Source organism: Photobacterium obscurum, from assembly GCF_026191635.1.
Taxonomy (GTDB): domain Bacteria; phylum Pseudomonadota; class Gammaproteobacteria; order Enterobacterales; family Vibrionaceae; genus Photobacterium; species Photobacterium obscurum.
Window position 1 is genome coordinate 360,455 of the sequence record NZ_JAKRRW010000001.1, and the last position, 13,184, is coordinate 373,638.

14 protein-coding genes are annotated in these 13,184 nt (G+C 49.0%); all 14 read right to left on the minus strand.

Going from position 1 to position 13,184, the window contains the following annotated elements:
- Positions 1-6: 6 nt before the first annotated feature.
- Entirely contained in the window at positions 7-1,353 is a 1,347-nt protein-coding gene (gene tolB, locus MD588_RS01550; RefSeq protein WP_265695002.1) for a Tol-Pal system beta propeller repeat protein TolB, read from the minus strand.
- Between the two features lie 13 nt (positions 1,354-1,366).
- Positions 1,367-2,452, minus strand: a complete 1,086-nt coding sequence (gene tolA, locus MD588_RS01555; protein ID WP_265695003.1) for a cell envelope integrity protein TolA — start codon at positions 2,450-2,452, stop codon at positions 1,367-1,369.
- Between the two features lie 13 nt (positions 2,453-2,465).
- Positions 2,466-2,912, minus strand: coding sequence for a protein TolR (gene tolR, locus MD588_RS01560; protein ID WP_265695004.1), 447 nt, complete (start codon positions 2,910-2,912; stop codon positions 2,466-2,468).
- Between the two features lie 6 nt (positions 2,913-2,918).
- The gene (gene tolQ / locus MD588_RS01565; RefSeq protein ID WP_265695005.1) at positions 2,919-3,605 is read right to left on the minus strand and encodes a protein TolQ; all 687 of its coding nucleotides are present in this window, start codon (positions 3,603-3,605) and stop codon (positions 2,919-2,921) included.
- Positions 3,602-4,009, minus strand: coding sequence for a tol-pal system-associated acyl-CoA thioesterase (gene ybgC, locus MD588_RS01570; protein ID WP_265695006.1), 408 nt, complete (start codon positions 4,007-4,009; stop codon positions 3,602-3,604). The genes tolQ and ybgC overlap by 4 nt, the downstream gene beginning before the upstream one ends.
- Before the next feature lie 301 nt (positions 4,010-4,310).
- Positions 4,311-4,616 carry a cyd operon protein YbgE gene (gene ybgE, locus MD588_RS01575; protein WP_265695007.1) on the minus strand — a complete coding sequence of 102 codons (306 nt, stop codon included), beginning with the start codon at positions 4,614-4,616 and terminating at the stop codon, positions 4,311-4,313.
- Positions 4,609-4,719: a cytochrome bd-I oxidase subunit CydX gene (gene cydX, locus MD588_RS01580; protein WP_265695008.1), complete on the minus strand. Its 111-nt coding sequence runs from the start codon at positions 4,717-4,719 to the stop codon at positions 4,609-4,611. The genes ybgE and cydX overlap by 8 nt, the downstream gene beginning before the upstream one ends.
- An 11-nt stretch (positions 4,720-4,730) precedes the next feature.
- A complete protein-coding gene (gene cydB / locus MD588_RS01585; protein WP_265695009.1) occupies positions 4,731-5,867 on the minus strand; it encodes a cytochrome d ubiquinol oxidase subunit II in 1,137 nt (378 codons plus the stop codon).
- A 17-nt stretch (positions 5,868-5,884) separates the two neighbouring features.
- Positions 5,885-7,471 carry a cytochrome ubiquinol oxidase subunit I gene (gene cydA / locus MD588_RS01590; RefSeq protein WP_265695010.1) on the minus strand — a complete coding sequence of 529 codons (1,587 nt, stop codon included), beginning with the start codon at positions 7,469-7,471 and terminating at the stop codon, positions 5,885-5,887.
- Between the two features lie 1,009 nt (positions 7,472-8,480).
- The gene (ruvB, locus tag MD588_RS01595; RefSeq protein WP_265695011.1) at positions 8,481-9,494 is read right to left on the minus strand and encodes a Holliday junction branch migration DNA helicase RuvB; all 1,014 of its coding nucleotides are present in this window, start codon (positions 9,492-9,494) and stop codon (positions 8,481-8,483) included.
- 12 nt (positions 9,495-9,506) lie between these two features.
- Positions 9,507-10,127, minus strand: coding sequence for a Holliday junction branch migration protein RuvA (ruvA, locus tag MD588_RS01600; RefSeq protein WP_265695012.1), 621 nt, complete (start codon positions 10,125-10,127; stop codon positions 9,507-9,509).
- Positions 10,128-10,227: 100 nt separating this feature from the next.
- Positions 10,228-11,685 carry a methyl-accepting chemotaxis protein gene (locus MD588_RS01605; RefSeq protein ID WP_265695013.1) on the minus strand — a complete coding sequence of 486 codons (1,458 nt, stop codon included), beginning with the start codon at positions 11,683-11,685 and terminating at the stop codon, positions 10,228-10,230.
- 168 nt (positions 11,686-11,853) lie between these two features.
- Positions 11,854-12,375, minus strand: coding sequence for a crossover junction endodeoxyribonuclease RuvC (gene ruvC, locus MD588_RS01610; RefSeq protein ID WP_265695014.1), 522 nt, complete (start codon positions 12,373-12,375; stop codon positions 11,854-11,856).
- Between the two features lie 50 nt (positions 12,376-12,425).
- On the minus strand, positions 12,426-13,169 hold the full coding sequence (locus tag MD588_RS01615) for a YebC/PmpR family DNA-binding transcriptional regulator (protein ID WP_265695015.1): 744 nt from the start codon (positions 13,167-13,169) through the stop codon (positions 12,426-12,428).
- Between the last annotated feature and the right edge of the window lie 15 nt (positions 13,170-13,184).

The window sequence follows — 13,184 nt, forward strand, 5'->3', positions numbered from 1 at the left end:
TGAACGTTATAAGAACGGTCCCCAAGATGGAGCCCGTACCCGCCCGTTCGTCGCAGGTAATCGTGCCTTAAAGCGCCCGTCAATCGACACTAACGACAGCTCATTTGACTTGTTATTGACTGAGCTGTAAATCACCATACCGCCATTGGGTGCGATGCTTGGCGATTCATCCAAAAATGTCTTCGTTAAAATTTGAAGAGCTCCGGTTTTCAGATCTTGTTTGGCAATGTTATACCCAGAATCGGATCTGTGTACCATTACCAGGAACCGTCCATCTGGCGTCAATTGACCACCCAGGTTCTGACTTCCTTGCCAAGTCAGGCGATCAGTCGAACCGTCAGCTAAATTTACTCGATATATCTGAGGTTTACCACCTCTGTCTGAAGTAAAGATCATAGACTGACCATCTGGATCCCAAAAAGCCTCGGTATTGTTAGCTCTACCACGGGTAATTTGAGTCATTTTCTTGGTTTGAAGATCCTTCACATAGATCTGCAAACTGCCGCTTTTCGACAAAACCATGGCCAGCTTTTTGCCGTCAGGCGAAAAGCGCGGCGAACCATTGTGGCGTGGGAACGAGGCGATCATTTCACGGCTACCTTTGTAGATATCCATGATGAAAATCTGCGCCTGCTGGTTCTCGAAACTCACATAAGCCAGCTTGCTGCCGTCTGGCGACCAAGATGGCGACATCAATGGCTGTTGAGATTTCAATACCAATCGCTCGTTGTAACCATCGTAATCGGCAACGCGCAGCTGGTACGGATACTTAGCTTTATCATCGATAACCACATACGCAATACGAGTTAAAAAGGCTCCCTTTTCACCCGTTAGTTTTTCATAAACCACATCAGAAATTCGGTGTGCATACTGACGTAACCGACTTTCTTTTACCGTGGCGCGGTTATTTACCAAAAGATGATCTTTGGTCAGTACCAGCTCGCCGTTTTCCAATCCTCGGCTCTCACCGCTGGTGAGTTGACCACGAACCACATCGACCAGTTGGTAGTTGATCACATAGTTGCCATCAGCGTTCAGGCTTACCTTACCGGTCACCAGCGCATCCACTCCCAACGATGTCCAGGCGTTGTAGTCCACCTGATCTTCGCTATAAGGCGTTTGCGGCATCTTGCTTGTCGTCAGCGGGCTGAATTTACCACTACGTCGCAAGTCGGAGGCAATCACGGCTGAAAGGTCCGTCGGCATTTTGCCTTCGCCTTCCCACTGAAACGGCACCACACCAATAGGGCGAGCCGAATCAATACCTTCAGTGATCACCAACTCCAATTCAGCTCGTGCGATTTGACTAAAACTCAGAAGAGCAAGACACAAGCCCATTATCCAACGTTTCATAACAACTCCTTCATCATTGCGGGCTTACTATTAATCGAATATTGCGAAGCTTTTCGACCACAGCCGGGTCTTCCGGCATCGGGAACTGGCTCACTTTAACTACCGCAGCTTTCGCTGCTCGGCAAAGCGCGCCGTCTCCCCCATCATTCGACGCATCCAGTACGAGGCCATTGGCAGATAAGCGCATACGTATCAGACACTCTTTGCCAATGAACCCCTGATCCACCAGCAAGTTCTGCTGGATCATCTGAGTATAGATGGCACCATAACGCTGGGTTTCGTCAGCAATAAACTGGCCACGGGCACCGCCACGCTGCTCAGTTTCAGCTTCCAGACCCGCAAACATATCATTCAGCGCCGCTTCTTGCTGGCGTTGTAATTCACGGGCTTCGGCGGCTTTTCTTTCCGCTTCTTTACGGGCGGCTTCTGCCTTACGCGCTTCTTCCTCAGCTTTCTTCTTCGCGGCTATTTTGGCCTTACGCTCTTCCTCTGCTTTACGCGCTGCCGCCTCTGCCTGACGTTTGGCTTCTTCAGCCTTGCGCTTGGCTTCTTCGGCTTCACGTTTTTGAGCTAGTTGTTTTTTACGCTCAAGCTCAGCCTGACGCGCCGCTTCCTGCTTAGCTTTGCGCTCTGCTTCCGCTTTTGCTGCTTTTTCACGAGAGATCCGTGCCGCTTCATCCGCACGACGTTTCTCTTCTTCGGCTTTACGCTTTGCCGCGGCAACTTTCTTTTGTTCCGCCGCGACCCGCTTGCGTTCGACTTCAGCCGCACGGGCTTCTTTTTCGGCTTTGAGCTTATCGGCCTTTAACTGGCGCAGCCTATTCTCTTCCGCCTGACGCTGCTGTTCGAGTGCCTCGGCTTGCTGCTCAAGTCGCTTCAGCCGATCTTGCTCGGCCTTCTTGGCGGCATCACGCTGCTGTCGGATCTGTTTAGCTTGTTGGTTTACCAATGCGGGATCGACCACAACCGCTTTGATCATATTGCCTTGCGGTTTAGGCTTATTCATCGAGAAATCCGTTCCCCATAACAGTGCCGCTACCAGTAAACCATGAAGAAGTAACGAAATGATGATGGCAGCACTGTAATTGTTTTTTTTCATCCTGCTAGCCTGCCTACTGCTCTAAAGGTTCTGTCATAAGACCAACAGACCCCACTCCGGCCTGATTCAAGGCATCCAGCGTTTCGATAATATAAGCGTATGGCGCTCGGCCGTCGCCCCCCACCAATACTGTCGATTTAGGGTTAAGCTGCAGCTCTGCCCTTACGCGGGTCAATAAATCGTTCAGACGAAGGCCGCGAGTCATCTCACCATTGTCTACGCTCAGGCCAAGCCTGCCGTCTTGGTCTACTTCAACAATGATTGGTGCATTGCTGTTCTCATCACCGACCAGTTCAGCCGCTGTCTTGGCTGTCTGGGTTGACGGTAACTCAACATCCACCCCCTGGGTGACAAAGGGCGCAGTCACCATAAAGATGATCAACAGCACCAGCATTACATCGATATAGGGAACGACGTTGATCTCCGCGGTCATCTTGCGCTTTTTCGGTTGATAAGCCATGGCTTATTACTCCTGTGAAGCGGCAAATGCCTGACGGTGTAGAATGCTTGAGAACTCTTCCATAAAGGTTGCGTAAGTATGTTCCAGCTTAGAGACTTGGTTCGTTAGCTTGTTGTAGAACATCACGGCAGGAATCGCGGCAAACAGACCCATCGCCGTAGCGACCAGTGCTTCGGCAATACCCGGCGCAACCATCGCTAGCGTTGCCTGCTTAACGGCGCCCAAGGCAATAAAGGCATGCATGATACCCCAAACGGTACCGAACAGGCCGATATACGGGCTGATCGAACCAACGGTAGCAAGAAACGGCAGGTTAGTTTCCATATCATCGACTTCACGGGAAAGTGCTACGCGCATCGCTCGTCCCGTACCTTCCATCACCGCTTCTGGTACCTTGCCATTGCTACGGTGCAGGCGGGCAAACTCTTTGAAACCGGCATGGAAAATTTGCTCCGAACCTGTCAGATTATCTTTCCTAGCCTGTACTTCCTGATAAAGCTGGGACAAATCAATGCCTGACCAGAAACGGTCTTCGAAACGCTCAGCCTTGGCTGCCGCATTCGAAAGAACCTGGGAGCGCTTGATGATCATCGCCCAGGAAATGACAGACATACCCAGTAGAATTAGCATCACGATCTTTACCAGCAGGCTAGCCTGCAAAAAAAGATCTAAAATCGATAGTTCAGCAGTCACTTAGATATCTCCGACTTAATATTTTCTGGGATCTGAATAGGTTTCATGGTTTCAGGGTGAATACAGGCTACCTGAACAGTAGCTTTACACAAGGCTTGGCCGGCATTGTTAACTAAAACCTGACAAAATTCGATAGAGGCTCTGCGAATATTTTTCGGCCACGTTTTGACGACAAGCTGCTCATCGAGTCTGGCACCACGGTGGAAATCAATATCCATATGGCGAACCACAAAACTCACATGATCGGCAAACAATGCCTGTAAACTGACACCGCGGCTACGGAAGAGTTCCGTCCTAGCCCGCTCAAAAAATTTCAAGTAGTTGGCATGGTATACAATCCCACCAACATCCGTATCTTCGTAATATATCGTGATTGGCCATTCAAAGGCATTTTCTTCGGTCATCAATCATCCACACAATCACACTAGGCAGCACAAACCGCTGACCTGTCTTTCTTCTAGGGGCTTACTATACCGAAGTTGATAGGCATTATGAAATATCACATTTACTAACTCTCACAAAACCGTTGAATTTTTGACAGGCTTGTCATTTCGCGCCCCAAAAAAGTGAATAAACATTGCAATTGTATTCATGCTTATACCTAAAACTAATACCAAACTGAACAATAAAAAAACAGCCCACTACCGACAGGTAATAGGCTGTTTCAATATCATTTCGTGCCAGTTGCTATTTCAGCGATTGCTGTTAATAGAACAAGCGTAGCCACATAATATAAGACAGTATCGGCAATGCAAAATACGGGGTGAAAAACACCTGCCAGTACCAACGGTGCGGCACAAAACCAACACCGAAGATCATTGCTGTACATGTTGCCCATATTAGGGCTGGCGAGATTACAGGTCCAAATCCGCCAATCGCCTGAGCGAAGAGTGTGGGCTCCCAAACCACCAGTCCTGCAGCTGCCATTGACATGATAAGCGCAGCCATACGGAGCAAACCAAAGTCTACCAACTGGTGAACACGCTTCACCCAGAGATCGAGATTACTCACCGCTCTCTTTATCCATATTTTCTGTCGCTTCTAGCCACAGTGCGTTGATGATACCGAATGAGCAAGCTAGTAGCACACCCAGGATCCAAGCGAAATACCACATAGTTTGTCTCCTTAGTACAGTGAGTTCTTGTTGTCTTCGATATATTGGTTATCAAGACGGCCAAACATCTTGTAGTAACACCAAGAGGTGTACGCCAGGATAATTGGAACCATCACTGCGGCTACGCCTGTCATGATATTCAGAGTCAGCTCAGATGACGTCGCATCCCACATTGTCAGGCTATGGCTTGGAACCAAGCTTGAAGGCATGATGAACGGGAATAGCGCGAAACCAGCCGTCAGGATAACACCAGCCATCGTCAGGCTAGATGTGATGAACGCCAATGCACCACTGTTAGCGCGAGAAGCCAGTACCGTAAGCAGCGGCATAAACACAGCCAGCGCCGGAGCAATCCACAGTAGTGGGTACGCGTCAAAGTTAGCAAACAGTGCACCAGACTGGCGCATTACTTCTTTCGCCAGCGGGTTAGAAGGTGCGTCAGTGATAATTTCAGACGTAATCACGTAACCTTCGATGCTTTGAGCCCAAAAACCGGCAATCGCAAAGCACACCGCGGTACCGATAGAAGTAAGCATTGCCACACGACGCGCACGCTCGCGGATTGCATCAGAGGTTTTCATCTGCAGGTAAGCCGCACCCTGAGTTGTGATCATCAGAATGCTCACAATACCGCACAGAAGTGCGAACGGATTAAGCAGGCCGAAGAACGATCCTTTGTAAGTCGGGATCAATAGCTCACTGAGCTCGAACGGAACGCCCTGTAGCAGGTTGCCGAACGCCACACCGAAGATCACGGGTGGTACGAAACTACCAACAAAGATCGCCTTATCCCATGCTTCGCGCCATTTTGGATTTTCGATTTTCGAACGGTAGTCGAAACCGATCGGACGCAGCCACAATGCAGCCAGGGTGATAATCATAGCGAAGTAGAAGCCAGAAAACGCCGTTGCGTAAACTAATGGCCACGCCGCAAACAGTGCACCACCTGCCGTGATCAACCAAACTTGGTTACCGTCCCAGTGAGGAGCGATAGAGTTAATCATTACTCGACGTTCAGTGTCTGTCTTACCAATGATTTTTGACAGTACACCCACGCCCATATCGAAACCATCTGTGACTGCGAAACCGATGCAAAGCACACCGATCAGCACCCACCAGATGAATCGCAATACTTCATATTCAAACATTGCTTAGCTCTCCCTGATTATGCTTCAACCTGACGCGTTACCACGTTTTGTGGCGCATCGGTCGTTTCAAAGTGGTAGCGGCCAGTTTTCAGGCTACTAGGACCCAGACGAGCAAACTTGATCATCAGGTACATTTCAGCAATCAGGAACACTGTGTAAAGTGCGATAATTGCCAGCATTGAAGTAATAATGTCAGATGCAGCCAGGTTAGACGCTGCCATTGATACAGGCAGAATTTCACCTACAGCCCATGGTTGACGGCCATACTCGGCAACAAACCAACCCGCTTCAACAGCAATCCAAGGTAGTGGAATACCGTATAGCGCGGCTTTAAGAACCCACGGCTTCTCGGTGATCTTATGTCGGCAAGACTGAATGAATGCCGCACCGATAATACCCAGCATCAGGAAGCCACAGGCAACCATGATTCGGAAGCTCCAGAATAGCGGCCAGACGGTAGGAATAGAATCGTCAGCAGCCTTGGCAATATCCGCTTCAGTTGCATCAACCACATTGTCGGCATAAGGCTTAACCAGCAGGCCGTAACCCAAGTCATGCTTCACTTCGTCGAAAGCAGCAATGTTTTCAGGCGTTTTTTCACCCGCACGCAGCTTTTCAAGTAAGCCATAAGCAACCATACCGTTGCGGATACGCACTTCGTGCTCAGCCTTCAGATCACGCAGACCTGTTACTTCTGTATCGAAAGAACGTGTCGCGATAATACCCATCACATAAGGGATCTTGATCGCGTAGTCGGTTTCCATGGTTTCCTGATTTGGAATACCGAAAGCCGTAAATGCTGCAGGCGCTTCTTCTGTATGCCATTCAGCTTCAATTGCAGCCAGCTTAGTCTTCTGTACGTCACCTAGCTCATAGCCAGATTCGTCACCCAGAACAATAACAGACAGGATAGACGCCATACCGAATGCCGCAGCGATTGCAAAAGAGCGACGCGCGAACGGAATGTCACGACCTTTAAGCAAGTAATATGAACTGATACCCAGTACGAACATTGCACCGGTTACATAACCAGAAGCCACTGTGTGAACAAACTTCACCTGCGCGACAGGGTTAAGCACTACTTCAGCAAAGCTAACCATCTCCATACGCATAGTTTCAAAGTTGAACTCTGCACCCACCGGGTTTTGCATCCAGCCGTTTGCCACCAAAATCCACAACGCCGAGAAGTTAGAGCCAAGAGCAACCAACCAAGTGACAGTAAGGTGCTGACGCTTAGACAGGCGATCCCAGCCAAAAAAGAACAGGCCGACAAGGGTAGATTCAAGGAAGAAGGCAATCAGGGCTTCAATGGCCAGTGGCGCACCGAAGATATCACCTACATAGTGAGAGTAATATGCCCAGTTTGTACCAAACTGGAACTCCATGGTAAGACCCGTGGAGACACCAAGGGCAAAGTTAATCGCAAAAAGCTTACCCCAGAACTTGGTCATGTCCTTGTAGATTTGCTTTCCGGTCATTACATAAACGGACTCCATGATGGCAAGCAGGAACGCCATACCCAGAGTCAATGGGACGAACAAAAAGTGATACATCGCAGTTAATGCGAACTGTAACCGCGATAGTTCGACGATATCAGTGAACATTGAGAACTCCTTTTTTCGCCAGGCTGACTGGCGACAGTACTACACAGTGTACCGATGGTTGGGCTTAGCAAAATGTAGCCGACAAAACCGCTTATTAGGTCACCTTCCTGGCTGCCATTATTTTAATAATCAATGGCTTCCCTTCTATGTTGCGATTGTGTTCCAAACTGGTTAATTTGTTGTTAAGCTACAGCTAATAAAGTCATTGCTAATATTACTGATATTCCTCGCACGGCTCAATCTATTTATCGCACAATTTGCTTTGATAAATATCAATAAACACTGCTCAATTTTTATACACCTCGACATTGATTGATTTGGATCAACCTTGGTTGAAATACGTCATTTCCATCTTTAAAAAGAAAAAAACACGTTCTTTCATAACCGAGAAGCACGATTAATACCTCTTCACATTCTGTTTTAAATTGCCATATCATCTGCTTTTTTAAGTTAGAAAAAGCAGGGCTGTTTATTGGCATTGCATGACCACAAGCCGCATAAATAGCCATATTATGCGGATAATGCAGACTATTTTTATTGTCAGCACTATTTCATGCATTAGAAAAAGTAATCCCAAATAAAAATTTATATCGCTTTTGCCATAAAGAAAAACACCTATAATCAGCACCAGAAACAGATTAAGCCGCCCAGACAGTAAAAGTCGTCTTTTTGGCGGGTTGTATGCTGTTTCCCCAACCACCTGTTTTAAGATTGAGGAAGTAGTTATGGCTCGTATTTTTGAAAAAGTTATTGCTCTGTACCAACCAAGCTTCGCTGAGTTGTACAAAAACAATCTCTAATTAATGCTCAAAAACACCCCACTGATCGACGTGAAGTAACGTTGAAGATGAAACCGGGAGGGTAAATACTTTCTGTTTTGTCAACGTTATGTAAACGGTACAGGAAAATATTGAACGATTAGTGTGCTCTGGGAATAGCAAAATAAAAAACGAGGCCTTGGGCCTCGTTTTTTGTTACATCGTAGATACGTCTTTATTCCGGTTTATTATTACGACTCAGGAATATCCAAACCAAAGTGCAGATAGGCACGATGAGTCGCAATACGCCCTCTAGGAGTACGCTGCAAGAAGCCCTGCTGGATCAAATACGGTTCCAGCACGTCCTCAATAGTATCTTTCTCTTCACCGATTGCCGCAGCAAGGTTATCAAGCCCTACCGGGCCACCCATGAACTTATCAATAATTGCCATCAGCAACTTACGGTCCATGTAATCAAAGCCGCTGCTGTCTACGTCAAGCATGTCCAGTGCCTTTGCCGCCACATCAGGACAGATATGACCATTGCCCTTCACCTCGGCATAGTCGCGTACTCGGCGGAGCAGACGATTGGCGATACGCGGTGTACCACGAGCACGCATGGCGACTTCCATCGCCCCCTCTTCTTCCATTGACAGGCCTAGACAATTCGAACTTCGCTTGACGATATCTTTCAGATCGCCGACCTTGTAATACTCAAGGCGTTGTGTGATCCCGAAACGATCGCGCAGTGGTGAGGTCAGTGATCCGGCACGTGTCGTTGCGCCGATCAGGGTAAACGGCGGGAGGTCAATTTTAATCGAACGAGCTGCCGGCCCTTCACCGATCATAATGTCCAGCTGGTAGTCTTCCATTGCCGGATACAGGACTTCCTCCACCTGAGGGCTTAAACGGTGGATTTCATCGATAAACAGCACATCGTTTTCTTCAAGGTTAGTCAGCAATGCCGCCAGATCACCGGCTTTCTCCAGTACCGGCCCAGAGGTCGTACGAATACTTACCCCCATTTCATTGGCCACAATATTTGCCAACGTGGTTTTACCCAACCCTGGAGGGCCGAAAATCAACAAATGATCCAAGGCTTCATCACGCAACTTAGCCGCTTTAATAAAGATCTCCATCTGATCACGGACGTGATCCTGTCCCTGGTAGTCTTCCAGCAGCTTAGGCCGGATAGCGCGATCAATGATGTCGTCTTCACGGGATACAGGGAAATCATTGGATACCAGGCGATCTGCTTCAATCATCGAAATTACACCTTAAACCATTGAGCGCAGAGCATCGCGGATCATCGCTTCGCTGGTCATATCCGGCTGGGCCACCTGAGAAACCACTTTTGATGCCTGCTGAGGCTTATATCCCAGTGCAATCAGGGCACTAACAGCCTCATCTTCGGCACGGGCTGCTGAAGGAGCTTCAACCGCCGCATTTGATGCCGCGGTATCGGAAGCCGGTGTAAACAAGTCTCCCTCACCCCAGCCTTTAAGGCGATCTTTCATCTCAACCACGAGGCGCTCGGCCGTTTTCTTGCCAACACCCGGGATTTTAACCAGGGTCGTAATATCTTCGTTTTCGACACTCAGGACAAACTGACTGGCTGTCATTGCCGACAGGATTGCCAACCCCAGCTTAGGGCCAACACCATTGGCCTTGATCACTTCACGAAACAGTTCACGCTCGCTTTTCTTATTGAAGCCATACAACAGCTGGGCATCTTCACGAACGATAAAGTGGGTAGAGATCACCGCTTCCTGACCGACTTCCGGTAGTTCATAGAAACAACTCATCGGCATCTGCACTTCATAGCCAATACCACCCACTTCAAGTAATACTTCAGGCGGTTGTTTTTCTAAAATGGTTCCACGTAGTCGGCCAATCACAGCAACATCTCTTTATTGATTCACAAAATAGGCTTTAGGATAGTAAAGAGCTGGATATATATCCAGCTCTTTTTTAGCTTATCTTGGCGGCCTACCCGTATTAGCTCGCCCTGGCTGAAACCACAGCATTGAGGCTGTCAGCCAAAGCTTTGAGGGTTTCAACCTGCTCGGCCAGTTGCGCCCCCTGAGTAGCAACAGAATCTGAAACCCGATTAGTTTCCACTACGCCGTTGGCCACTTCACTGCTGGCGGTATTGAGCTCTTTCAGGGCATGAACCTGGTGGCTCATGATATCCGCCAGTTGATTCACATCCCCCGAAATACTGCCAACCTGCTCGATAATACTCGATAGCTCCATCGCACTAGCCTCTATCACCGTCTGCCCCTGCTGCACTTCCTGGCGACTTCTTTCCAGCAAGGCGCGGATCTCGACTGCCGAGCTATTACTTTTCGCCGACAACTCACGCACTTGATCGGCGACGACTGCAAACCCTCTTCCCTGCTCACCGGCGCGGGCAGCTTCAATGGCCGCATTCAATGCCAGCAGGTTCGTCTGCTCAGCCACCGAGGTGATCAACCCTGCTACTGACATAATCTCAGCATTACTACTAAGAATGCGGGCTATCGCATCGGTGGAGGCATTCAGCGAAGCCGAACTTTTTTCAGCCTGGCTCCGGATCACTTCGCTGCGGTTTTTAAGCTCGGTAACAAAGCGATCAGACTCGTCAATGCCCGATGTCATTTGCACCAGCTGCTGGCTCATCTCTTCTGCAGCACTGGCCTGTGACTCACAATTGAGGTTGAGGTGGTTAACCTGCTGATGCAAGTCACCCGATTGCAGTTCAAGCTGATCGGCGACCTGTGCCAGCTGACTGGCATTTTCGGTTGCCTGCCCCAAGACCGCAGCAAGCTGTTGCTCTCCCTGTTGGGCTTGGTCTGCAATTTGCTGACTTGACCGTTGCGCCAGCTCGGAGGCTTGAATAGCAGCTTGTCGCTGCTTCACGGTATACGCCTGGGCAATACCAATAACCACCAACGGCATGATGATCCCAGACCACGTTTCCACCACAACCGCCGAATCGTCCAATACCAGCACAGGGAACTCAAAACCAGAAAGGTGCTGATTTACCATCCATGCAGAGGCAAGCACCACAAAAACACTCCAAACCGACGCCATCACTGGTTTGCCTGCTAGGAAAAAAGCGATAATCAACAGAGGCATCCAGAAAGACTGGGTCGACACCACAATTCCGCCACTGTGATAAATGATATTCATTGCATGAGCAACCATACCGAAAAAACCAATATTCAAAGCCAAATCCGGTGCTCGCATAAAACGTAGAACGGTCCCAGCCATCAATTCGCAACCGACCAGCAGCAGTGATGTCATCACTAACAGGCTATGGTCATGACTAGACCATTTTATGAGGCTATATAGTCCGACAAAGAAAGACAGTAAGGTAAAAAAGAGGAGTGTATCAACATGGCGGGCTTGCTCTCCCTGCCAGCGATGTGATGAAGGCAAAAACAGAGTTCGCCAAATTGCCAATGGGGTCATTCTCAATATCCTTATCAACAGTTTTGTTAGTTATATGACCTCCGACCAATATATTCTATGACTCAATATATTAACAAAAGAAAAAAGCAGCCAATGGCTGCTTTTATGATCGAGCTATCACTATGCAACATTGTGAGTGTTAGTTATAAGCTACTGTTATACTAAACATTATCGATAGCGTCCCCGTCGAGCACCTCGTGCTTGACCGGCCATGGCGATCAATGTCTTGTGAGTATGAGCATGACAAATGGCTACCGCTAAAGCATCCGCGGCGTCCGCCTGCGGCTTGCCGGGCAGCTTCAATACCGAGCACACCATATGCTGTACCTGAGCTTTATCTGCCCCGCCACTGCCAACTACCGCCTGCTTAATTAAACGGGCGGCATACTCGCTCACCGGCAAGTCGGCATTTACCGCAGCAACTATCGCGCTGCCACGGGCCTGGCCTAGCTTCAAGGCAGAGCTGGCATTTTTGCCCATGAAAACTTCTTCGATGGCAAATGCATCAGGCTGAAATTGGGTGATAACTTCTGAGACTCCGGCATAAATTTGCTTAAGCCGGCCGGGGATATCATCGACAGAGGTACGGATACAGCCACTGCCGAGATATTCAAGGTTTCGCCCTACCTGCCGAATAACACCATAACCGGTGATCCGCGAGCCGGGGTCAATCCCTAAGATGACTGACATTCAGTCACGCTCCTTTGCAAGGAAGCTGCGCGAGCCTAGCTCTTACGAACTTATAGCTGAGCCGCAACCTCATCAGAGATGTCACCGTTATGGTAAACTTCCTGAACGTCATCCAGATCTTCTAGCGCATCAATAAGACGCAGCAACTTAGGTGCGGTAGCAGCATCTAGGTCAGCCTTCGTCGAAGGAACCAAGGTCACTTCAGCATTCGCAGCTTCAAAGCCTGCAGCATCCAACGCATCTTTTACTGCACCGAAGTCAGCCGGTGTCGTATAAACGTCGATCGAGCCATCATCGTTGGTCTCGACGTCATCAGCACCACCTTCCAGGGCCGCTTCCATCACTTCATCTTCATCAAGACCCGGCGCGTAAGAAATTACACCCTTCTTGTCGAACAGGTAGTTTACACTGCCGTCTGTACCTAGGTTACCACCGGCCTTGCTAAAGGCATGACGTACGCCAGAAACGGTACGGTTACGGTTGTCAGTCATACACTCAACCATAACAGCCGTCCCTGCCGGGCCGTAGCCTTCGTAGATAACGGTTTCGACGCCTTCATCGCCTTCACCACCAGCACCGCGGCTTACTGCGCGGTTAATGGTGTCGCGCGTCATGTTGTTAGACAGCGCTTTATCGACAGCCGCACGCAGACGCGGATTGTTTTCAGGTTCTGCGCCACCTTCTTTTGCCGCAACGACAATTTCACGGATCAGCTTGGTGAAAATCTTTCCGCGCTTGGCATCCTGTGCCGCTTTACGGTGTTTAATGTTGGCGAATTTACTATGACCTGCCATAACATGCTCCGTATT